The sequence below is a fragment of the Hahella sp. HN01 genome, from assembly GCF_018986435.1.
Taxonomy (GTDB): domain Bacteria; phylum Pseudomonadota; class Gammaproteobacteria; order Pseudomonadales; family Oleiphilaceae; genus Hahella.
In genome coordinates this window covers 173,398-193,871 of sequence record NZ_JAHMIN010000005.1, presented here as the reverse complement: position 1 = coordinate 193,871, position 20,474 = coordinate 173,398, and the positions used below count along the sequence as shown (strand labels likewise).

Below are 20,474 nucleotides of genomic sequence, written 5' to 3'. Positions count from 1 at the left end.
AGGATTTAACTGGCGGCAACGAAAAACCTCACTCCTTGCGCAATTCAACCATCGACATGATTTTTTTGGCGTCTGTTAGCATGCGTTGCAACCTAATCTCTTTATCTCCGACGTCTGAGTCCGCCCAAAAAACTACGGTTAGATAAAAGTTCTCATCAAGTGGGTAAGCCCAATAGAAACTTTTATGCGCCCCCGTTATGCCTTCTCCTGTCAGTGAGTACGCCAGCCAATCTAAATCATTAATTCGCTCTTTTTTATAATTTTCAGGCAGCCCGACTAAAAATTGAGGAGGCGTCTCTCCTCCTAAAAAAGGATCATCCTTAAACCTCTCGCGAGCTTTCCAATTGACTCCTTCTTTATCCTCATAGTAGAGCCAATAATCTTTTTTCAAATACGCCTCAAGGCTCGCTAAGTCATCGCAAGCAACCTGTGTATGTTTCGCAACACTATTTACATCAACATACATACTCAGCCTGCCAAGATCCCCCATAGCCCCTTGAAAAAAAACACCTTTATACCCCCACCATTGAAAGCAAAGACGAGCGAAAGTACGGTTATACTCCGTCCGGCAAATTTGCCCAAATAAGTCCTCCCTTAAGTTTAGGTAACTAGGCTCAGGGTCTGATGGGCGATTAGGCGTCAATACGTTTCCAGGCAGGCTTAAAGAGAGGCGATAATTTCCAATACCTCTCTCTTCATTTTTAATCCTCGAAAAATCAGGACCCTTACCCGTAATAACAGGCATTAAAAGCTGCTTCAACATTTCCCTAACCTACTCTGCTCTCGAATCATTCGTTTGGCTTCGTCATCATAACCGTTCAATTGCAAATGACGGATGCTGGTTTCAAGACTGAGAAAAGGTAACGTGTGCGGACTGGTCTGCATCGGGTTCTGCTTACCAACAACAAGCTTTGCAAAGTGATAACATCGACGAATTGAGGACCAACTCCAGTTATTTCCTCCCGCCAAGTTTGGCACAAAATCAAATGGGTTATCTCTATCAATATCAACGACTTCTAGCCCTGCACGTTCGAACGCTTCCGTTGCTCTTTCTTTTTTATTTCCTCCAGCGTGGATAGCCACTTTCTGGCCTTCCAGTCTTATGCCCATATCATTTACCAGCTCAACAGCTCGGTTAAAAATTATTCCGCCTTGACTATGACATACCCACTTAATCGCCCGCTTCTTGCGTTGGCAATCAATTAAAATTGCAGCCAGCTGCTTAGCGACTTTTGATGCGCCAACCTTATCCTGTATGCACTCGAATACATCTTGCACAAAACCTGCTGTGGGATTATGAAACAACGTGTACTTATCAGCCGCATCATTCCAGTAAGCTGCATCTAAGTGGACGCCCATCAGCCATCTCGCCTTAAGCAAGTCGTTTTGCATTCCATTTACCGCAGCATGAGCAGTGCTTACCTCCAGCACTGGTCTTTGATGTCCCCATGCTTTTGTCAGTGTCTGGATGTCAGCGCTACTTGATTGCTTACTGTATCGAACGTTAGATTCACGTGTTACTTCATACAAGCCAGCACGCTCCTTAGAAGCCACGGGCATTGGCCCCACAACGCTCTTATTCAACCCAATCGCATTCACCACAATCTTCTCCGAGTTCACGGAGTAGACCAGATTAAGAATCCCCGCCGCTGCGATGGCGTCGGTCTTTGAGCGCATGGCCATGGGCCGGGTTTTCAGGCCGCCGCTGGTGAGCCCATAACCGCCTTCGGCGACGATTTTGGATAGGGCGCGATAGACTTCGTTTTTCTGATAATCGTTCAAATTGAGTAGAAACTGGTTTGCTTCACGGGTGATGAACACCTGCTTGCCATGACGCTTTCTGCGCAGGCTCCAGCCAGTCTGAGGGTATTCCAACGGGATAAGTTGGTGAGAGGGAGGCAGAGTCCGTTCCTGCATGATACTGTCCTTGTAATAACCAGAAAGGCAATAATTCTAGTTAGTGGACAGTAAATAACCATCGTCTAAGCGCCCGAGGTCTTTGGGCTGATGGGGTATACCCTAGGGAAGTTGTAAATTAGAGGCTTATATACAAATGCTATTAATCTTCTTTCAGAAACGTCTGTAAAGTGGCTTGCAACGCTTCCTCGTCCTTCAATTCACACTCCCACAATACCAGGCAACGCCACCCCAGATTATGCAGCGCTTCGTAGCCGCGTCGATCGCGCTCAATGTTGCGACCGATTTTCTTGATCCAGTACTCCGCGTTGGTCTTTGGCATACGAGCGCCGCGTTTGCAGGGGTGTCCATGCCAGAAGCAGCCATGGATGAAGATCACTTTTTTGCGGGATCGAAAGACAATATCCGGCTTGCAGGGCAGATCGCCCGCATGCAGTCGGTAACGGTAACCGAGGGAGTGGAGCAGTTTGCGAACTTTCAGCTCCGGGGTAGTGTCTTTCGACTTCACCGCCGCCATGATTTCGCTTCGCTTCATATCGCTAGCCACCCCGCTCCCTATGCTGAATCCTGCTCCTGCGTCAGGCAGTACTGGAGGCGAACAAGTCCGCCTGAATACTCTCCTTACGGCTCTCCCGCAACGTCAATGTGTGATATATCGGCTCCAGGCAATGACGGGCGATCCACTCAATTGCCGGCACGCATACCGCATCGCCAAAGCCGAACAACGCCTGGTTGACGCCTACGCTGATGGGAAAGTCCGACGCGCCTTGCAGTCGCGCATATTCAACTGGAGACATCCAACGCATCTTCAGTTTTCCCTTGCCCGCGACAAACACCATCTGCCGGCTGCTGCCCCCTCTTGGCGTACGCAAACAGCCTGCAATGCCGTCCGTACGTATTTCCGTTCTTGATTCGCCATTACGCACCCGGCGATACATACCGCCGACGCTGAATTCGTCCTGACGCTTCAATTCACTGAGCACATTCTGGTGCCCGGCGCTCATCTCATTCCAGTGTTTCTTGACCTGCTCCGGCTCCCACCATTCGCCCGCGTCAACATCAATCAGGTCTCTCAGATTGGTCTTGACCGACGGCAGGTCTTTAACGTCCTGGCAGAACAGACCGGTGGCCAAGTTCATGCCCAACAAAGCCGCTCTGACACTCTTGGGACGTATCCCTTCCTGGGCGTCGATACGGCGGCGCCATTCCGAATCGGCGACGCCAACCACATCGTCGGGTTTCAGGCTGTGGCCGTCCGGCAGCGCTTCCTGCAGGCAGCCAAGAATGAATATCCGCGGGCGGCTTTGCGGTACAAAATGCTTGGCGTCCACAGAGAAGGCGTCGATCCAGTAGCCCAGATCCGCCAGCTCCTGACAGGCCGCCTGAAAATCCCGCCCCTTGTTGGCGGTCAGGAACCCCATGACATTCTCGATCAGCACCATTTTGGGCTGACGGCCTTTTTCCTTCAGCCCCCTTAACGCCGCAGCAAAACCATAAAACGTGCCGGATTCGTCCCCGGACAAACCACTGCGCTTGCCTGCTAATGACAGGTCTACGCAGGGAAAAGAGGCCGTCGCCAACAAGGGAGTCTGCTCAATCCGCTCTACAACCTCGTCGGTCTCCCAGACATCGCCGATGTGATAGTAGCGGGCGTCGCCAAAGCGATCGCGATACATATGGTATTTCTTGGGATCGATATCGTTGGCGTACTCGCACCGCCAACCAGTCCCCACTAATCCGGCGTGCATCAAACCAATGCCGGCGAAAAATTCTATAAACGTCTTATCGCTCATTATTCTGGACTGCTTTGAGGGAAAACCCGGAAAGATTAGGGGAAACACATCGGATAGCCAAGGCCTATCGCTCTGGACAAGCCTGTTTGTTGGATGACCATCTTGTTAATCAGCGCCTTAGCGGTTGCTATTTCCCATGGGCTGCCTTTCAATAATTGCTGAATTCCCGTACGCCACTGCGCGGCGACACGCCGCTGAAGACAGTGCCAGACATACGCGAGCCGCTTCATTACAGACGAATAGAAGGGCTCTCGTTGCCCATCAGATTAACAGCAACGGAGTCATCGCCGACCATGTCGAGCAAGATTACGCTAACGCCCGGAGCGCTGCTCGAACGGCTGCGGCAGGTTTCAGAAAGCGCCCAGGCCAGCGGCGCACTGGTTTCCCTTCCCACGCAAGAGGAAATCTATCCAGACAAAGGCGTCCCTTTCGTTCTGCGGTTGCTGACAAACCTTGAACGTAAGAACGCCAACGCCACCTTGCAGGAAGACGGTTCCGCACCCAAAACCGCCGCCAATCCGTTTCTGCCTTATGACGAGGCGCTATACGTAGGACACATTAACGATGACTACGTCTGTCTCCTCAACAAGTTCAACGTATTGCCGAATCACTTTTTGATGGTGACGGCCCAATTCGAAGAACAAAGCGAAGCGCTCAGCCTGTCTGACATGCAAGCGCTGCATTGGTCGTTGCAGGAGGTGGATGGTCTGGTGTTCTTCAACGGCGGCAAACTGGCGGGGGCAAGCCAAAGACACAAACATTTGCAGACGATTCCGTTGCCGCTGTCCTCCCACTTAAGGGATAACAAAACGCCGCTGGATGCTTTTCTGGCGTCGTCGCCCATGGCTGAAGAATCTTTGCCATTTCGCCACAGGTTCGTGCGCTTCTCTGATCCGCTTCCTGAACCGGCTGCATTGCACGCAACTTACCGCCAATGGCTTCTGGAATTGGGCCTAGTTACTACGCCCAATTTGCCGCCCGCTCCCTACAATCTACTGGCTACTCGCCGCTGGATGATGTTAACGCCTCGCCGTAACGAGCGCTTTCAGGGAATCTCCATAAACGCCCTCGGGTTTGTCGGCGCCTTGTTGTGCGGAAAGGAAGAGCAACTCGCCACCATTAAGGCGGCAGGCCCCATGAACGTGCTGCGGGAAGCCGCTTTTCCGCCTGACTAACCTTACCGACAAGGAGCAGACTGGTGTTTGAATGGATGTTGGACCCGCAAGCCTGGATCGCCCTGGCGACGCTTACCGCCCTGGAAATTGTGCTGGGCGTCGACAACATCGTGTTTATTTCCATATTGGTCGGGCGTTTGCCAGCGCACCAGCGAGACAAAGCCCGCATTGCAGGGCTGGGTCTGGCGATGATCACCCGCCTGCTTTTGCTGCTGTCACTCACCTGGATCATGACGCTGACCGCTCCGCTTTTCACCTTGTTGGGCCAGGAAATATCAGGCCGCGACCTCATCCTTATCGGCGGCGGGCTATTTCTGCTGACAAAGAGCACCCATGAGATTCACCATGATCTGGAGAGCGACGCCGATGAATCGGACAAGCCAGCCAAGTCAGCCGGTTTTGTCGCCACCCTCGCGCAAATAGCCATTCTCGATATGGTGTTCAGTCTGGATTCCGTGATCACCGCCGTCGGCATGGTGGATCACATTCCCGTAATGGTCGCAGCGATTATTTTGTCCGTGTTGATCATGATGGTGGCGGCCAAGCCAGTGGGAGAGTTTGTCGACAAACACCCTACCCTCAAGATGCTCGCGCTAAGTTTTCTGATTCTGGTTGGCGTCGCCTTGCTCGGCGAAGGGCTGGATTTCCACATCCCCAGGGGCTACGTCTATTTCGCCATGGCGTTCTCAGTGGCGGTGGAAATGTTGAATCTGAAACGCAGAAAAAATCTGCGGCGTCGCCAGGCTATCGCCACTGACAACGCCGATTAAGCCATGATCGGGATCAGGCGACCACCTGCCCGCGATACATACGCACCGGGCGCTCATTCCCGTCTTCCTTGGATTTGGGCTCCACCAGAATTTCCTGGCCCCGGTACAAGCGCCGGCTCATTTCGCCCGGCGACCGTTCGAGATCGCGACGGCTGAGCGGCATATTGGCGATCTGCGCCAGCTTGAAAGCCAGGTCTTTGGTTTCTCCACTGGTTGATCGCTGCGCCCAGACAATTACATGCTCCAATGCCTCTGGATCGTTCAGATGCAATAGACCGATGTCCTCGTCACGGAACCTGCGTCTTAGTAGTTGAAGTAAGTCGATCGCTTCCTTTGTATAGACCATGCTTCCTCCTGATAGCGTTGGTACTTCCTACATCTTTCGACGGCAATATTAAGCAAGCGACAAGCCAATCCTGGCCCGAGGATGCTGAAGACAGGCTTCACCCCGCTCGACGGACCCTAACAAGACAGACTGTCGCCTTATTACCGGAAAGCATTATAGGTATTAATACCTAACATGTGCACCCCGATTGCGCATTTACTTAGACCCCTCGTCAAATTTTGCGCTATTCTGCGGCATTCTTGCGGGCTCCCCGCAAAGGTCCTCACCGGCCCAGTCGCATGTATTCGTCGCAAGCGAAGCGTGGCTTCCAAGCACTTGTTTCAGGCCTGGCCGGTCATATCCCTCGTCTTCACACAGGTTGTTGAGGTTATGGCTTTCGTTGACTGGTCGTTAATATTTGTGATTCTCGCTGGCGCCGCCGCCATTCAGACCTGGGTAGGTTTCGGGTTTGGTCTGGTGTTTCTTGGCGGGTGCACTTTATTAGGTTTGTCCGACCTGAAAACACTCACGCTGGCCATCAGTTTGCTCAGTCTGACCAACACCACTACCGCTCTGAAGGGCATGACTCATCATGTACAATGGCGCTCGTTATTCTGGTGTCTGAGCGCCGCCGTCCCCGGTATCGCCGCCGGCGTCTGGCTGCTGGAGCATGCGCAGGCCTATAGCGCCTATATTCAATTGACGCTCGGCGTTGCGCTGGCGGTCAGCAGCCTGATCATCGCCTTCAAGCCTCATGCGTCGCCTCAGCCCAGTCATGACGCAACCTTCGCCGCCACTGGCGCGATTGCTGGCGTGATGGGCGGACTCTTCTCCACTTTCGGCCCGCCTGCGGCCTTTTTGATGTATCGCCAGCCTCTGTCCCTGGACGCTATCCGCAGCACGTTACAGGCGATGTTCTTTACCTCTTCTATTCTTCGGGTCACCCTGGCTCTTGCGCTGCAAAGTATATCGCCGGAGTCCTGGTGGCTGTGGCTGGCGGGGTTGCCAGTAGTATGGCTGAGTACGCTGGCGGCGAAACGTAATCGCCTGCCTCTGGCGGATGCGCAGTTGCGCCGGATGGTGTTTGTCGGGCTATTGCTCATCGGCGTCAGCATTACCCTGTCCAGCCTGAAAACGCTTGCGCTCTGATTCTAAACGCAAGATTAAACCGCGGTAGCAACGCTAGACAGTACTGCGGCTTAACGGTAGGCTGCCCTTTGCACGTCTACATCTGTCGGCCCCGCCGCGCGTTTTCCGGAAAATCATGTTCAAGCGACTTCAACCCCAAGCAGTCTGGCAATTGGTGCTTATTTCCCTGATGACAGTAGTCGCGCCATTAGGGCTGTTGCTATACCACACCACCGTCTCGTTACAGACCTTGGCGCTGGATAGTCGCGCAGTGACCGAAGATTCCGTCGCCATGGCGCAGAATGGCCGCAACGCCAAAGCTTCATTGATCGATATGGAGAGGGTTGCGCGTCAGTACATGGTCATTGGCGATAAAGCGCTGGTGGATCTGTTCAAGTCCGCCTCCGAACAATTCCTGGCGCCGCTGACTGAAATAGCGCAATTGCTGGGCACTCCCGAAGCGCAAGCCTTGCTGGCGGACGTCAAAGAACAGCAACGGGACCTGCAAACCAAACTGGAGAAAGAGAAGCCCAACAGTCCGGCTTTGACCAAGGAAATGGCGGAGTTCTCTTCTTTGCAACGCTCCGCCGACCGCTTGATCCTGCAGGCCCGCACCTTTTCCGAAGATAAGCTGCATGAGCTGGGCCGAGCCGCCGCCCAGGCGCGAGAAAACGTGATTCAATCCTCGCTGGTGCTGGCGCCGGTGACTCTCGCCCTGATTGTCTTGTTCACCTATCTCATCGTGCGCCCCGTCAGACAACTCAAAACAGCGATTCGCACACTCAGCATCGGTCGCCAAAAACCCATCGAGTTATTTGGTCCACAAGAGCTGGTGCAACTGGCTGAAGAACTGAATTCATTGCAGGAACGCTTATCTCAAGTCGAAGATCAGAAGCAGCAGTTCCTGCGACATGTATCTCATGAATTAAAGACTCCTCTGGCGAGTATTCGTGAGGGTGTGGCCTTGTTACAGGAAGAGGTAGTGGGACAGATCTCCCATGGTCAGCGTGAAGTGCTCCATCTTGTGAATGAAAACGGCCGCGCGCTGCAGCAGTTAATTGAGAATCTGTTAAGTTTCAATCGCTTGAATTTTTCCGGCCAAGCGCAAAAAATGACCTTTGATATGTCCGCCCTGGTCGAAGAGCTTCTGCATCTGCATTGGCTGTCGCTGACGCACAAGCGCCAGATTATCTGCGTCGGCGGTCCGCCACTGACGCTGACCGCGGAGCGTCCGCGGTTGCACTCCGCTCTGGACAACCTGATTTCCAACGCCATCGCCTACGGCGCCAGCGAGGGTCGCATCTGGCTGGAGTGGAATATAGAAGACGATCACTTTATATTGCGCGTCACCAACACGGGCGCGCCGATCCCGGAAGCAGAACGCAGCCGCATTTTCGAACCTTTTTACCAGGGTTCGGTCAAACGCAGCGGCGCAGTGAAAGGGTCGGGCATCGGTTTGTCTGTGGCGCGTGACTGCATACAGACTCAGGGAGGCGAGCTCAAGCTGCTGACCACGACTGGACAGTTGGTCAGTTTCGCCATTTATCTGCCGCGGACAGTCGTCAGCGCAATATAGGAACATTCACTACTTATGAAACGCTACTTCTACCTCATACCATTGAGCTTATCGCTGTCGGCCTGTGTCCAGTGGCCGATGGACTGGGAGCGTGGGGGCAAAGTTGATAATCGCCCCGCCAGCCAACCCGGAATCCAGCAGTTAGAGATTGTCGATGCGTCGGTTCAAGAGACGGATGCGGTAGTGGCGGAGTCGCAGGAAGCAAGTCCCGAGTATAACTGGCTGGATTACTATCTCACCGGAGAGCATTTAAGCCAGGAAGAGCGTTCAGCCAGACTACTGGCCCTGGAAAGCCTGCTGGTGATTCCTCAGGACAGCATTCCCGTCTGGAAAGTACACCTGCAACGCGCCACCTTACTCGCCGCCTTGCCTGGCGGTCCCGATAATTGGCGTAAAGCCATGCTGCTTATCGACACCATGCCGGAGTCGGAAGACGCTGTTCCCAACGATTATGTGCGTTGGCTGAAGTCCGAGTTGAAGTTCCGTCTCGACGGCATTTCATCCACCAGTCAGTTAAGAAGGGAAAACGCACGTCTCGAACGTCAGGTCGATCAATTGCGCAAGAAGATTGAGGCGCTGACCAACATCGAGCAGAATCTCACGGAAAAGAAAGAGACGCAGGACCAGTATTAATTCAGACAAGAATCAGTCGAGCCTATGAAAAATCCCGCCAAACCGAGAATCCTGTTAGTTGACGACGATAGCAGCCTGCTGCGTTTGCTATCGATCCGACTAGAGTCTGCGGGCTATGACGTGTATGCGGTTGAGTCCGCCACGGAAGCGCTGAAGCAACTGCAGCAAAATAAATTCAATCTGCTGATCACTGATCTGCGCATGGACGAGATCGACGGCATCGGCCTGTTCGAACGCGTGCAGACGATCAACGCCAGTCTGCCGGTGATTATCATCACTGCGCACGGCACCATTCCGGAGGCGGTAGCCGCCACGCAAAAAGGGGTGTTCGGCTTCCTGCCCAAGCCAATTGAAAAGGAACAGCTGCTCAACACCATTGAAGCGGCGCTGTCGCAGACTCAGCATCACATGTCCGAATCCTGGTGCGAGGAAATCATCAGCACCAGCAGTCGCATGCAGCAGTTGCTTGACCAGGCCAAAATGGCGGCGCAAACCAACGTCAACATCCTCATTACCGGTCCCAGCGGCACCGGTAAAGAGTTGCTGGCCAGAGCGGTTCACAAGGCCAGCCCCCGCGCCAACAAACCCTTTGTCACCATCAACTGCGGCGCGTTGCCGGAACAGTTGCTGGAATCAGAGTTATTCGGCCACACCAAAGGGGCGTTTACCGGCGCCGTCAAAGATTATCCCGGACTGTTCCGGTCCGCCTCCGGCGGCACACTGTTTCTGGATGAGATCGGCGACATGCCGCTGTCTCTTCAGGTGAAGCTGTTACGCGCCATTCAGGAAAAACAGATTCGCTCTCTGGGTTCAGTGGAAAACGAAGCGGTGGATGTGCGCATCTTATCGGCGACGCACCGCGATCTGGAAAAGGCCATGGAGGAGAACGAGTTCCGCGAGGACTTGTACTATCGCCTGAATGTGGTCAATTTCGCACTGCCTCCTCTGGAAGAACGTGCAGAAGACATTCCCGCCCTGGTGAAACATATCCTGTCCACACGCAAAGATCAGCGTAACGGATTCGTGAAAGGCATTGCTCCGGAAGCCATGGCGTTGCTATGCGAAGCCAAATGGCCCGGCAATATCCGCCAGTTGGTGAATGTTGTGGAGCAGACGATTGCGCTGACCACTAATCCCATCATCAGCGCGGCGCTGGTTAAACAGGCGCTGGCTAATCGTGCGCCGGAACTGCCTTCTTTCAACGAAGCGCGGGCGACCTTTGAGCGCGGTTATCTCACCAAAGTGCTGTCAATTACGGAAGGAAGCGTGAGTCAGGCGGCCAGACTGGCCCAGAGGAACAGAACGGATTTCTACAAACTATTGGCTAAGTATGAAATAGATCCGGCCGCCTTCAAGAACAGCTAATTCCGCCGAACTGGAACGCTGCGAAGGGGCCGGCAACTCATCTAGAGTTCAAAACGACATCAACAGGGCTAGGAAGACAGTTCTTTAGGTAGTAAAGAACGTGTCACCGGCGCGTAAAGCGCCGGTTGGGTCAATTACTGACCAGCTGCAGTAGCTTCGCCAGTGTACAGGACGAACTCGTCCTTGCTTACAGCGCCGTCTTGGTCAGCGTCTGCTTTAGCGAAGCTTTGCGCCAGACCAGCGTCTGCGGCAGCTTCTTCTTGGGAGATTGAACCATTTTTGTCAGCATCTAATGCGACAAACTCGGCTTCAGATTCCATCATGTCTGTAGTCTGGGTATCTTCAGCCAGAACAGGGCCAGCCAGAACAGATGCTAATGCAAAGGCAACAATCTTCTTCATGGTAAACTTTCCTCTTTCACTTTATGTGGTATATCGCGCGCTCTCTCCGGAGTGCGCTTTTCATTGGCGGTGAATTGAAGCCTTCGGCCTGTTTGCCGCGATCTTTCGCGTCCAGCGATCCGGCGTCGGCCACTTCAGCTTCCCCTCGAAGAGATAAGTAACAATATCGGCGCCAACTTAGAAAATTCTTTTATTTTCAAAAAGATACGAATAAATGCTGGCCTAAGGCTGGATTTTGGGTGCGCAAGATAAGGGATTTCTGTCTCCGATCGGCGACAGGATGATTTGCAGGTAAAAATAAATATATAAATATCAAACAGTTACATGTCTGCTATCAGCGACAAAGCCTGCTTGCAGAAGCGGTCTAATCAGCGGGTGACAGCCTTAGCAACTCCGCGTTGCTCCCGTCAGTCAACACATATACGGCGCCATCAGGCCCGACTCTGACGTCCCGGATACGCGACTTACGCTCCTGCAAGGAGCGTTCTTCCTTTTGCGCCCGCGCCTCATTCATTTCCACCCGGGCCAACAATTGAAACTTGAGCGCGCCGACCAGCAAATCCCCACGCCACCGAGGAAACATATCTCCTCTGTAAACCGCCATGCCAGACGGCGCGATAGATGGGTCCCAATACCAGACAGGCTTTTCCACACCGGGCGCTTCCGTCTGCTCAGAAATGGTTCCTCCCCAGTATTCCTTCCCGTAGGTGACCAAAGGCCAGCCGTAATTTTTTCCGGCTTGAATCAGATTGACTTCATCTCCGCCTTTGGGACCATGTTCATGCAGCCATAATCGCTGACTGACCGAGTCGTATGTCAGACCCTGAGGATTACGATGGCCATAGGAGAATATTTCCGGCAATGCGCCAGCACGATTCAAAAAGGGATTTCCCGGAGCCGCGGCCCCGTCTTCCGTCAAACGCAGAACTTTACCAGCATGAGACTGCAGGTTTTGCGCATTACGACGATCCCCCCGGTCGCCGATGGTCATGTATAAAAGACCCTGGTCATCAAACGCCAACCGCGATCCAAAATGTCTGCCCTCGCTGCTCACTGCGCGAGCGCTGAGCAGGACTTTCGTTCCCGTCAGCTTATCGCCCTGCAACTGGCCTCGCGCCAGCGCAGTGGTGTATCCGTCCGGCTTTTTCTGCGTGAACGTCAGGTAGACCCAATGGTTCGTATCAAAGTCAGGATGCAGTATGACATCCAGCAAACCGCCCTGCCCATGAACCACGGACTCAGGGGTTCCCTTCACCACGGTGAAGCTTTGCTGCTTGAGGTTTATGTGTAACAGATCGCCGGTTTTCTGGGTGACAAGCAGGCCGCCATCGGGAAGGAACGCCATGCTCCATGGCTGATCCAAGTACTGCAACACCGTCTCTACCTTAAACTTATCTGCGCCTGCAGCGCTTTGCGTCGTCAATAAGGCGATTAACATCAGGCCGCGAAGGGCCCTGGAAACAAATCCTTTCATGCCATCCTCAATGTCTAAACCAGACTCAACGAGGCGAAGGCGGGCAAACCAGCTTCCCGCCTGTGTAAGATGGCGGCGCTGTTTTCGCCGCCAATGAAAGGCGTCAAACGATATGAACTTTGCCGTCTTCCGACGTAAAAGGATTGATGATCGTTGAATCTTCACCTTGTTCGACAGCGTCAGGATGTTGCTGAGCCAATAGCGTTTTTACGACAGTCTCGTCTTCTTTCGGCACGTCAATCATCAACAGGTGCATGCCTTTATCAATGGCGTCATGGAAACGACGAATTTTGTAATTCTCCATGTTGACGCCCGCCATACCGCCAATCCAGGTGCCTGCCAACACACAAAACACTAACAACGCGATCCATACGGCGGGCGGCGCCAAGTCTCCCAGCTCACTGAAGATCATTGCGGTTATTACAAAACTTCCGCCCAACAGACCGCCACAAAGCAGACCTCTCTCCATAGAGTGAATCAGATCAAGCTTGTGCAGCACGTTTGCGGAATGCAGACGTCTACGAGTCAAACCCGCCTCGTCCTTGCTGAGGATATGAAAATGCCAGTCAGTAACGCCATGCTCATGCAGACTTTCAGACACTCTTTCTGCGCTTTGCAATGTGGGCGTCAGATAATAAAGCCTTTTCATCGAAGACCTCCTTCGCTGAAAAAAATTTACACTCAACATTAGTGTACGCCGTTTAACCAGCCTAGGATTAGATTAACTGGCAATATACTTGCGGCGCTTGCAACCAATTGGAATAAAAGCCGGCGTCCAACCACCATAAGAGGCATAGCTATGGCAAAAATTACCCGTGTCGCCGGAGCCGCCATTCATCCCTGGCTGGACGAGCTCGCCAAACTGCGCATCAGGATATTTCGTGAATTTCCTTATCTTTACGATGGAGATATGGAGTACGAGAGAAGTTATCTGGCCAACTACGCCGACTCCGCCAACAGCCTGTTTGTGCTGGCGCAGGAGGGAAATAAAGTTATTGGCGTATCGACCGGATTGCCGCTAAGCGATGCGGATGAAGAGTTCCTGCAGCCTTTCCGAGACCGCCGTATCTCCGCAGGAAACGTGTTTTATTTTGGAGAGTCCGTGCTTGAGCCAGAATTTCGCGGACAGGGACTGGGGCACTGCTTTTTCGATGAGCGGGAGTCTTTCGCCAGAGAACTGGGCTACAGCGTCACCGCGTTTTGCACCGTGGATCGTCCTCTCGACCATCCTATGCGTCCACCGGGCTATCGCCCGATGGATCTGTTCTGGGTGAAGCGGGGCTACATCAAGTATCCCAATATGGTCACTCAGTATTCCTGGAAAGATATTGGGGACAGCGCAGCCAGCTCTAAACCGATGATTTTCTGGCTGCGCCCGGGGGCCTGATACGGTTTCAGGAAGCCTGTTGCGCCATCTTCGGTTGAGGTTTGGCCTTGGCGAACTGCGCCAGCGTCACGCTGAGCAGCACCATCGCGATCCCCGCATACTGTGCAGGCGTAAACCATTCTTCCAGCACCAGACGACCGCTGATGACCGCACTGACCGGACTCAGCAGCGCCAGGAAACTCAAGGCGCTGACAGGCAAACGACGCATGGCGATAAACCAGGCGAGATAGCCCAGAGCGGTATTCACCAGATCCACCCACAGCAGTCCCAGCATCGCTTCACGATTCAGCGTCGGCATGGGTCCCTCCAGTAAAAAGGCCAAAGGCAATAACACCATCCCGCCGAGAAACAACTGTAATCCGGTAAACGCCAAAATGCCTTTGGGCGGAGACCATTTCTTGGCCAGGAAGGTGCCCACGGTCAGGCTGACAACCGCCCCGAAAGAAGCGGCGACGCCAACGGGATCAACTTGGGAAGAAGGCTGGAATATCACCACTCCCACGCCGATCAAACCGCCGAAAGCACATAACAGCTGAATGGGATTCGGCGCCTGTCGCTGCCACCACCATAGAAACAGCAGCGTGGTCAGCGGCGTCAGCGCCATCAACGTGCCCGCCACGCCGCTGGGCAACCGAAGCGCCGCGGTGAACAGAAAAAAGAAAAATACGCTGATGTTCAACGCGCCTAAAATGGCGCTGCGACGCAAGTCCATATGACGCAGGGATTTCAGATCCAGACACATCAACAATAACCCGGCTGGCAATGCCCTCAATACGGAGACCCACAAGGGGCCGAGATCCTGCAACCAAGCCTGAGTGACGACATAAGTGGTGCCCCATACGGCCGGGGCGAGTACGCCAAGCAACCAATACACAACAATTCCTTCAAGTTTTCTGTTTACGCTCGTTTTTAACGTGATATCTTTATGTGGAGATATTCCTCTTTAACTAGCTTAACGTCAAGTATCTTTATATGAAGAAAAATAATCAGAACGATCAAAAAGACCATGTTGACGCTATCCTGCGGCAGTGGAAAACCGAAAAACCCGACCTGCAGGCCCAGCCTATGGGCATTTTCGGGCGCTTACACCGGATACACGCATTCACCCACCAAACGATCAAGGAAACGCTGGCTGGCTACGGACTCTCGATAGATGAGTTCGATGTGCTCGCCACATTACGCCGCTCAGGCGCGCCTTATCGCCTCACACCCACACAGCTCTATACAGCGGCGATGCTCTCCTCCGGCGCCATGACCAACCGTCTGGACAAGCTGGAACGCAAACAACTGATACAACGCCAGCCCGATGAAAATGACCGTCGCAGCGTCATTGTCGCGCTCACTGACGCGGGCATGGAGCTGATCGACAAGGCGGTGGAAAGTCATGTGGAAACTGAATGGGAGCTTCTCAAGCAGCTGGAAGGGGAAGATCAAGAGCAGCTAGCCGGTCTGCTGCGCAAATGGCTGGTCACCATCGAAAACAAGCAATAACGCTGTCCCGCGAGACGCAGCTCATCCCGGCTGCGTCGTTATCTATTCTCACCGCTCCTTAGCTCAACATCGCCCATAAATAAAACAAATTTTCTTTTTTATTGACCAATAGAAATATTTATTCTAATTTTATGATCAAATAATAATCTGACCCGCAAGATACTATCCACTTCCTTGCCCAATAAAATAAAAAGTCCATTGGGAGCGCTGTTATGCACAAGCTCGCTTATGTCCTGTCTATGGCGATATTCACCGTCGCCACCGCCTTATCGTCTTCACACGCCGTCGCAACGGATGTGTATGTTCACCCTAAAATCGACTTACGGTTTCACGATGTGCTGGAGCTGCTGAAGTCCGCGCTGGAAGCCACTACGGAGGAATATGGCCCTTATGAATTGCGCGCCACCAAAGCGGACCTGATCGAGTCCAGAACGCTGTCTGAGACGGAAAAAAACCGTCTGGTCAACATCGCCTGGAGCTCCACCAGCATCGAAAAGGAAGCTCGTCTGCGCGCCATACGTATTCCGTTACGTAAAGGCATTCTCGGTTATCGCATCAGCCTGGTGACGGACAAAGGACAGAAGAAACTGCGCAACGTCGAGTCACTGGATGCGCTACGGGCGCTAAAAGTCGGCCAAGGAGAGGATTGGGGAGATGTCGCCGTTTACAAACACAACAAGGTAAAAGTGCTGGGCGTATTTCAATACAATGATTTATTTACCAAACTGGCGCGCAACCGTTACGACTTATTTCCCAGAGGCATCAACGAAGCCTTTGACGAACTGGCGGCTCATCAAAAAGATTACCCTAATCTCAAAATAGAAGAAGACATCCTGCTGTATTATCCCTGGCCCTATTACTTCTTTATGTCAAAGGATAACGAGCGCCTGGCGCAACGAGTGGAAGACGGCCTCAATAAATTGATCGCTGACGGCCGCTTCGACAAAATTTTCCAGCGTCGCTTTGGCGACGACATCGCCCGCGCCCATATAAAACAACGCCGTATCATCTATCTCGACAACCCCATGTTGCCGGCGGACACGCCGCTGCAAAGGAAAGAACTCTGGTTCAGGCCGGAAGACGCCTGACCCAAAGCGACAAGGATGTCCTGATTATTTCTCGCGGCTCAGAAAGCGCCGTTTGTAATCCCCTGGCGACATGCCGAACACCTGCTTAAACACAGCGCAGAAGGTGCTGACGCTTTGATACCCCACCGCAAACGCCGCACTGCTGACAGACTCATTCGCCGCCAGCAATTCCAGGGCGCGCAGGAGTTTGGCGTGTTGCGTCCATTGACTGAGTGACATGCCGGTTTCCTGCATGAATTTACGGGTCAAGGTACGCCGGCTGAAACCAAACTCCAGCGCCAACGCGTCCAGACCAGGATTGCTTTCGGGCGCCCGCCACAGCGTATTCGCCATGCGCAGCAGTCTGGCGTCATGAGGCATTGGCAGTCGTTGCCGTAAAGGCGTCGCCTCTCTCGCCTCAGACAGAAACACCTGTAGCAAGTGCTCATGCCGCTCCAGCCAGTCTGATTCGGGACACAACTCAATCAGTCTCAGCAGCGTCGCCTCCAACAACCGATGCGGCTCCAGGGTCACTGGCTCTTGCGGCATGGCGGACGCCAGATCCTCCCGCAGGTGCAGCAGCGTCCCTCTGACCATTGATAGAGGCCGGGCGCCATGCTGACAACCTGGGGGAATCCAGCTCAGTTGTCGAGGTGCGGTCAGCCAGTGATAGCGATCGCTACGACAGAAAATCGCGCCCTGCTCCAACCAATACAACTGCCCTTCGGAATGGGTATGCAGATCGCGGGACTGATCCGCCTCGACAGCCAGACGCAACACTTTCAACGGCGCAGATACAGTCATAATGATTGAGCCGCGACCTGCTCTGATTCAAACATAAAAACACCTACTTCTTTAACAAGCCAGCGACCTAATCCGACAGCTTCACCCGGCAACGCATCGACAGGCGGCCGGCTCTTTCCACATAGACCCTAAGCCAAGGCGCAGAACGGAGCCGGCCTTGAACGATGTCATCCCGCTGCGGTCCCCTCGTTGAAGAGAGACTCGCCGCCCAACTCCTGATTGCGATCCTGCAACTGCTTCTCGTAAAGCTTGGCCATCAGATCCGCCTGCGCTTTTTGCTCATCCGACAAGGTCTGGTATTTGTCCGTACTGCGGAACCAGTCGACACTGAGCTGATCTCCCAGCTTTTCCGCCACGATGTTCCATGCATAGGCTTCAACCATCCGGTCTTCAGAAAAATAAGCCTCGGATAGAATCGCCGCAGCGTGTTTATGCCCTCTTTTCAGCGCTTCGCCAAAATAGCTTTTCGCCAGCGCGGGATAATTCACATCTTTACGGAAGTCAGGGTGTCTGGGATTGTCTTTGATGAAATACAGATAGCGCTCTCCCAAATGCACCATGGCGTTGGTGTCGCCCTGCGTCGCCAGGGATTCCAGCGTAGTGAGATCGTAGCTGTGCAGTTCTGGGGGAATGAGATATCCCATGTCTTCAAGCCACTGTTTGGGATAGCGCTCCGCCAGACTCATTTCCGCCGCCGGGTCTTCCGCATCGGCTTTATCATCCGATTTGTCAGCTTTTTTCGCGTCTTTATCCGCGCCGGACTGCGCCGTCGACGCGCCATTTGCGACGGTTGGACTGAACGCTGTTGCGTCCATCGTCGCATCCGCCAGTGAATCCTGGTCCGTCATCGTGGCTGTATCAGCCGTTGCGGACTTTCCCGCCGCCTTCTGTTGAACTTCAGATCGGGCGACTGCGCCAGTCTCCGCCGCCAGCCATCCCTGAGTAAAACTGTTATCGGTAGCGAGCACCGCTGCGCCAACGGCCAACATGCCGCCGCTCAGGGCGAATAAGGTTTTCTTCCCTATCATTGCTCCTCTCCATCACCTGTTGTCAGGTTGCGATTGGTTAGGTTTACGCATGGTCCCGGGCCTTCAGCCCGGCGCCCCCAAGCCCAGGGCCGCCGGACTGGGGTCCGGGTAAACGTTGCGTCTCAGCATGCCCGGCTCAAAGCCGGGCTGACTGTCTCAGTGATCGAAGCGTCCGCAAATCCAGGGCGGGCAGCCGGGAACGCTCCCGCTGTTTCCACCACCGCACAACCAGGGCGGACAAGGAATCGTGCCGCCGTCTCCGCCGCACAGCCATTCAGGACAAGGGATACCGGGATCGTCGCCGCCATCGCCGCACAACCAGGGCGGGCAATGGCCGTCGTCGCCACCGTCATCGCCTCCATCGTCTCCGCCATCGCAGATCCAGGGCGGGCAGTCTCCGTCATCGCCGCCGTCGTCACCGCCATCATCGCCACCGTCGTCTCCGCCATCGCAGATCCAGGGTGGGCAGTCTCCGTCATCGCCGCCGTCGTCACCGCCATCATCGCCACCGTCATCTCCGCCGTCGCAGATCCAGGGTGGACAATCGCCGTCATCGCCGCCGTCGTCACCGCCATCATCGCCACCATCGTCTCCGCCGTCGCAGATCCAGGGTGGACAATCGCCGTCATCGCCGCCGTCGTCTCCACCATCATCACCGCCGTCGTCTCCGCCAGGGTCGTCGCCGCTAATAGCGAAACAACCTTCCTCGCGCTTTTGATAGCCTTCACGGGTGTAGCTTTCGCGCTGTTGCGGCGTGCCGTGTTCGGAGTAATCAGCCGCGTCGCGCGCTGAGCGAACAGCGTTTTCAATGAAAGAGGCGTAGCCTAGGTCCGATTCTGCATACTTATCGAAATTTCCAGCGAAGCAATCCGCCTGCAATTCCATATAAGGCGCTTGTAAACGGATGTTCTTGGTGAACTGGATAGTGTGTCCCCACTCGTGCGCCAGGATTGACTTGGCCACATACTGTCCGTACTGACTCTCCTGACCGCTCATGAAGCGAGTGCCGACGCTGATGCGGTTGGGAGAGCAGGCTACCGCGCTGGGACTGGGCTCCCCGCACGCCTGCTGATCGACGTAGATCTGAGACTGGACATGGCGACCATATAAGCCTCTGATTTCTTCACCGCTGTCCCGCAGATACTGTTCATCCACATCCGCCATGACGCCGGCTGCCGAAGACAGCAGCAACAAGGCGGCGCAATACTTAAGGAAACGATTTCTCCTTATCATTTAAAACCTCGACGTTAATTTAACCTGAAATACCGAGCGTTCCACTTCCCATGGCGGCGCATCAGGCCTGGCCAATCCCACTCACATCCTGGGGACGGCGATGCAGCTCACAGAGGACAACCAAAACGCGGATCAAACCGCGCCTACACATTCAACTGTTGGATTCGGGAAGATGTTTACAGCTTGATTTAAGACTGCCTTTAAGCTGCAAGGTAATCGTAGGAAGGCCGCAACCCCATGTAAATCATGACATTTTCATAATCCAGGGATAGACCGGGGAGTAAAACTGGTGGAAAATTGGCCTACGTCCGCAGGCCTCGCCGGTTAGACTAGTCGTTTATAAAACTTTTTGTCCACCGCCATAACGGGAAAGCTTTGCGGAAGATCTGCAGGGGAAACTTCAGTAAATCTGTTTTTTTCGTAGAAGCGGTGAGCAGCGAGAAATTGCGGTGTCGTCCCCAGGAAAATTTCATGCACTTTTTTCTCTTCACACCATTGCACCAGCGTTTGCAGTAACTTCGCCGCCACTCCCATTTGGCCGCCACGATAGTCCTTATGCACGAACATCTTGCGCAATGCGCCCTGTCCTGCGCCAATGTCGAGCAGCGACACCGTGCCGACCACAAGGTCCTGCTCCACGTCCATGGCCACCCAGAAATTGCCGGAGCCGGACTGGTAATACTCCTCAATGCGCACCAGGTCGGGCTGTTCTTCCGCTGTAATCGGCACGCCGAACTCGTTGCGCTGAATATTGACGATTAAGGACAGAACGCCGCCTTGATGGCGCGACTCATAGGGAAGTACTTTCAACATTGCCGGACCTCATTATTTTCCTCTCTAAACGTAATCGGGGCGCCGCCGGGGATTTCAAGCGACAGCCGCCATGACGTCCCGAAATCTTAATAAG

22 protein-coding genes are annotated in these 20,474 nt (G+C 53.9%); 9 read left to right on the top strand and 13 right to left on the bottom strand.

Annotated elements, in window-relative coordinates; genetic code table 11:
* Positions 1-28 precede the first annotated feature (28 nt).
* The 4 genes from KP814_RS07000 to KP814_RS06985 all read right to left on the bottom strand — a co-directional run bounded on the left by KP814_RS07000 (position 29) and on the right by KP814_RS06985 (position 3,710).
* Positions 29-763 carry a hypothetical protein gene (locus KP814_RS07000; RefSeq protein ID WP_253938217.1) on the bottom strand — a complete coding sequence of 245 codons (735 nt, stop codon included), beginning with the start codon at positions 761-763 and terminating at the stop codon, positions 29-31.
* On the bottom strand, positions 757-1,917 hold the full coding sequence (locus KP814_RS06995; protein ID WP_216736085.1) for a hypothetical protein: 1,161 nt from the start codon (positions 1,915-1,917) through the stop codon (positions 757-759). Before KP814_RS06995 ends, KP814_RS07000 begins: the two co-directional genes overlap by 7 nt.
* A gap of 142 nt (positions 1,918-2,059) precedes the next feature.
* Positions 2,060-2,452 carry a very short patch repair endonuclease gene (locus KP814_RS06990; protein WP_216736084.1) on the bottom strand — a complete coding sequence of 131 codons (393 nt, stop codon included), beginning with the start codon at positions 2,450-2,452 and terminating at the stop codon, positions 2,060-2,062.
* A gap of 43 nt (positions 2,453-2,495) precedes the next feature.
* Positions 2,496-3,710 carry a DNA cytosine methyltransferase gene (locus tag KP814_RS06985; RefSeq protein WP_216736083.1) on the bottom strand — a complete coding sequence of 405 codons (1,215 nt, stop codon included), beginning with the start codon at positions 3,708-3,710 and terminating at the stop codon, positions 2,496-2,498.
* A 293-nt stretch (positions 3,711-4,003) separates the two neighbouring features.
* Between KP814_RS06985 and KP814_RS06980 the strand changes: the two genes are divergently transcribed.
* Positions 4,004-4,885, top strand: coding sequence for a DUF4922 domain-containing protein (locus KP814_RS06980; protein ID WP_216736082.1), 882 nt, complete (start codon positions 4,004-4,006; stop codon positions 4,883-4,885).
* A 23-nt stretch (positions 4,886-4,908) separates the two neighbouring features.
* Complete coding sequence (locus KP814_RS06975; protein WP_216736081.1) at positions 4,909-5,655, top strand: TerC family protein; 747 nt, start codon at positions 4,909-4,911, stop codon at positions 5,653-5,655.
* A 13-nt stretch (positions 5,656-5,668) separates the two neighbouring features.
* Here the strand turns inward: KP814_RS06975 and KP814_RS06970 are convergent, their stop codons facing one another.
* The gene (locus KP814_RS06970) at positions 5,669-6,001 is read right to left on the bottom strand and encodes a hypothetical protein (RefSeq protein ID WP_216736080.1); all 333 of its coding nucleotides are present in this window, start codon (positions 5,999-6,001) and stop codon (positions 5,669-5,671) included.
* Between the two features lie 369 nt (positions 6,002-6,370).
* Between KP814_RS06970 and KP814_RS06965 the strand changes: the two genes are divergently transcribed.
* From KP814_RS06965 to KP814_RS06950, 4 genes are all read left to right on the top strand, one after another.
* Positions 6,371-7,129: a sulfite exporter TauE/SafE family protein gene (locus tag KP814_RS06965; RefSeq protein ID WP_216736079.1), complete on the top strand. Its 759-nt coding sequence runs from the start codon at positions 6,371-6,373 to the stop codon at positions 7,127-7,129.
* A 115-nt stretch (positions 7,130-7,244) separates the two neighbouring features.
* Complete coding sequence (locus KP814_RS06960; protein ID WP_216736078.1) at positions 7,245-8,684, top strand: HAMP domain-containing sensor histidine kinase; 1,440 nt, start codon at positions 7,245-7,247, stop codon at positions 8,682-8,684.
* 15 nt (positions 8,685-8,699) lie between these two features.
* On the top strand, positions 8,700-9,317 hold the full coding sequence (locus KP814_RS06955; protein WP_216736077.1) for a hypothetical protein: 618 nt from the start codon (positions 8,700-8,702) through the stop codon (positions 9,315-9,317).
* A 24-nt stretch (positions 9,318-9,341) separates the two neighbouring features.
* Positions 9,342-10,682, top strand: coding sequence for a sigma 54-interacting transcriptional regulator (locus tag KP814_RS06950; protein WP_127974072.1), 1,341 nt, complete (start codon positions 9,342-9,344; stop codon positions 10,680-10,682).
* Between the two features lie 134 nt (positions 10,683-10,816).
* Here KP814_RS06950 and KP814_RS06945 read toward each other — a convergent pair whose 3' ends face one another.
* From KP814_RS06945 to KP814_RS06935, 3 genes are all read right to left on the bottom strand, one after another.
* Complete coding sequence (locus KP814_RS06945) at positions 10,817-11,083, bottom strand: hypothetical protein (protein WP_011400347.1); 267 nt, start codon at positions 11,081-11,083, stop codon at positions 10,817-10,819.
* 364 nt (positions 11,084-11,447) lie between these two features.
* Positions 11,448-12,557 carry a PQQ-dependent sugar dehydrogenase gene (locus KP814_RS06940; protein ID WP_253938216.1) on the bottom strand — a complete coding sequence of 370 codons (1,110 nt, stop codon included), beginning with the start codon at positions 12,555-12,557 and terminating at the stop codon, positions 11,448-11,450.
* 103 nt (positions 12,558-12,660) lie between these two features.
* Positions 12,661-13,206, bottom strand: coding sequence for a hypothetical protein (locus KP814_RS06935; protein ID WP_216736076.1), 546 nt, complete (start codon positions 13,204-13,206; stop codon positions 12,661-12,663).
* A gap of 150 nt (positions 13,207-13,356) precedes the next feature.
* On the opposite strand from KP814_RS06935, the gene KP814_RS06930 reads away from it, so the two are divergent.
* The gene (locus KP814_RS06930; RefSeq protein WP_216736075.1) at positions 13,357-13,944 is read left to right on the top strand and encodes a GNAT family N-acetyltransferase; all 588 of its coding nucleotides are present in this window, start codon (positions 13,357-13,359) and stop codon (positions 13,942-13,944) included.
* 7 nt (positions 13,945-13,951) lie between these two features.
* Here KP814_RS06930 and KP814_RS06925 read toward each other — a convergent pair whose 3' ends face one another.
* Positions 13,952-14,818, bottom strand: coding sequence for an EamA family transporter (locus tag KP814_RS06925; RefSeq protein WP_216736074.1), 867 nt, complete (start codon positions 14,816-14,818; stop codon positions 13,952-13,954).
* 98 nt (positions 14,819-14,916) lie between these two features.
* Between KP814_RS06925 and KP814_RS06920 the strand changes: the two genes are divergently transcribed.
* Both KP814_RS06920 and KP814_RS06915 read left to right on the top strand, forming a co-directional pair.
* Positions 14,917-15,435, top strand: a complete 519-nt coding sequence (locus KP814_RS06920) for a MarR family winged helix-turn-helix transcriptional regulator (RefSeq protein WP_216736073.1) — start codon at positions 14,917-14,919, stop codon at positions 15,433-15,435.
* A gap of 212 nt (positions 15,436-15,647) precedes the next feature.
* The gene (locus KP814_RS06915; protein ID WP_216736072.1) at positions 15,648-16,523 is read left to right on the top strand and encodes an ABC transporter substrate-binding protein; all 876 of its coding nucleotides are present in this window, start codon (positions 15,648-15,650) and stop codon (positions 16,521-16,523) included.
* Positions 16,524-16,547: 24 nt separating this feature from the next.
* Here the strand turns inward: KP814_RS06915 and KP814_RS06910 are convergent, their stop codons facing one another.
* The 4 genes from KP814_RS06910 to KP814_RS06895 form a co-directional block, all read right to left on the bottom strand.
* The gene (locus KP814_RS06910) at positions 16,548-17,306 is read right to left on the bottom strand and encodes an AraC family transcriptional regulator (RefSeq protein ID WP_216736071.1); all 759 of its coding nucleotides are present in this window, start codon (positions 17,304-17,306) and stop codon (positions 16,548-16,550) included.
* A 167-nt stretch (positions 17,307-17,473) separates the two neighbouring features.
* Positions 17,474-18,334: a hypothetical protein gene (locus KP814_RS06905; protein ID WP_216736070.1), complete on the bottom strand. Its 861-nt coding sequence runs from the start codon at positions 18,332-18,334 to the stop codon at positions 17,474-17,476.
* 156 nt (positions 18,335-18,490) lie between these two features.
* The gene (locus tag KP814_RS06900; RefSeq protein WP_216736069.1) at positions 18,491-19,567 is read right to left on the bottom strand and encodes a hypothetical protein; all 1,077 of its coding nucleotides are present in this window, start codon (positions 19,565-19,567) and stop codon (positions 18,491-18,493) included.
* Positions 19,568-19,891: 324 nt separating this feature from the next.
* Positions 19,892-20,380: a GNAT family N-acetyltransferase gene (locus KP814_RS06895; protein ID WP_216736068.1), complete on the bottom strand. Its 489-nt coding sequence runs from the start codon at positions 20,378-20,380 to the stop codon at positions 19,892-19,894.
* Positions 20,381-20,474: the final 94 nt, after the last annotated feature.

What these genes read in the sequence shown, in the direction of transcription:
- KP814_RS07000 (WP_253938217.1), bottom strand. Translation starts at nt 763, where the DNA reads ATGTTGAAGCAGCTTTTAATGCCTGTTATTACGGGTAAGGGTCCTGAT.
- KP814_RS06995 (WP_216736085.1), bottom strand. Translation starts at nt 1,917, where the DNA reads ATGCAGGAACGGACTCTGCCTCCCTCTCACCAACTTATCCCGTTGGAA.
- KP814_RS06990 (WP_216736084.1), bottom strand. Translation starts at nt 2,452, where the DNA reads ATGAAGCGAAGCGAAATCATGGCGGCGGTGAAGTCGAAAGACACTACC.
- KP814_RS06985 (WP_216736083.1), bottom strand. Translation starts at nt 3,710, where the DNA reads ATGAGCGATAAGACGTTTATAGAATTTTTCGCCGGCATTGGTTTGATG.
- KP814_RS06980 (WP_216736082.1), top strand. Translation starts at nt 4,004, where the DNA reads ATGTCGAGCAAGATTACGCTAACGCCCGGAGCGCTGCTCGAACGGCTG.
- KP814_RS06970 (WP_216736080.1), bottom strand. Translation starts at nt 6,001, where the DNA reads ATGGTCTATACAAAGGAAGCGATCGACTTACTTCAACTACTAAGACGC.
- KP814_RS06965 (WP_216736079.1), top strand. Translation starts at nt 6,371, where the DNA reads ATGGCTTTCGTTGACTGGTCGTTAATATTTGTGATTCTCGCTGGCGCC.
- KP814_RS06960 (WP_216736078.1), top strand. Translation starts at nt 7,245, where the DNA reads ATGTTCAAGCGACTTCAACCCCAAGCAGTCTGGCAATTGGTGCTTATT.
- KP814_RS06955 (WP_216736077.1), top strand. Translation starts at nt 8,700, where the DNA reads ATGAAACGCTACTTCTACCTCATACCATTGAGCTTATCGCTGTCGGCC.
- KP814_RS06950 (WP_127974072.1), top strand. Translation starts at nt 9,342, where the DNA reads ATGAAAAATCCCGCCAAACCGAGAATCCTGTTAGTTGACGACGATAGC.
- KP814_RS06945 (WP_011400347.1), bottom strand. Translation starts at nt 11,083, where the DNA reads ATGAAGAAGATTGTTGCCTTTGCATTAGCATCTGTTCTGGCTGGCCCT.
- KP814_RS06940 (WP_253938216.1), bottom strand. Translation starts at nt 12,557, where the DNA reads ATGAAAGGATTTGTTTCCAGGGCCCTTCGCGGCCTGATGTTAATCGCC.
- KP814_RS06935 (WP_216736076.1), bottom strand. Translation starts at nt 13,206, where the DNA reads ATGAAAAGGCTTTATTATCTGACGCCCACATTGCAAAGCGCAGAAAGA.
- KP814_RS06930 (WP_216736075.1), top strand. Translation starts at nt 13,357, where the DNA reads ATGGCAAAAATTACCCGTGTCGCCGGAGCCGCCATTCATCCCTGGCTG.
- KP814_RS06920 (WP_216736073.1), top strand. Translation starts at nt 14,917, where the DNA reads ATGAAGAAAAATAATCAGAACGATCAAAAAGACCATGTTGACGCTATC.
- KP814_RS06915 (WP_216736072.1), top strand. Translation starts at nt 15,648, where the DNA reads ATGCACAAGCTCGCTTATGTCCTGTCTATGGCGATATTCACCGTCGCC.
- KP814_RS06910 (WP_216736071.1), bottom strand. Translation starts at nt 17,306, where the DNA reads ATGACTGTATCTGCGCCGTTGAAAGTGTTGCGTCTGGCTGTCGAGGCG.
- KP814_RS06905 (WP_216736070.1), bottom strand. Translation starts at nt 18,334, where the DNA reads ATGATAGGGAAGAAAACCTTATTCGCCCTGAGCGGCGGCATGTTGGCC.
- KP814_RS06900 (WP_216736069.1), bottom strand. Translation starts at nt 19,567, where the DNA reads ATGATAAGGAGAAATCGTTTCCTTAAGTATTGCGCCGCCTTGTTGCTG.
- KP814_RS06895 (WP_216736068.1), bottom strand. Translation starts at nt 20,380, where the DNA reads ATGTTGAAAGTACTTCCCTATGAGTCGCGCCATCAAGGCGGCGTTCTG.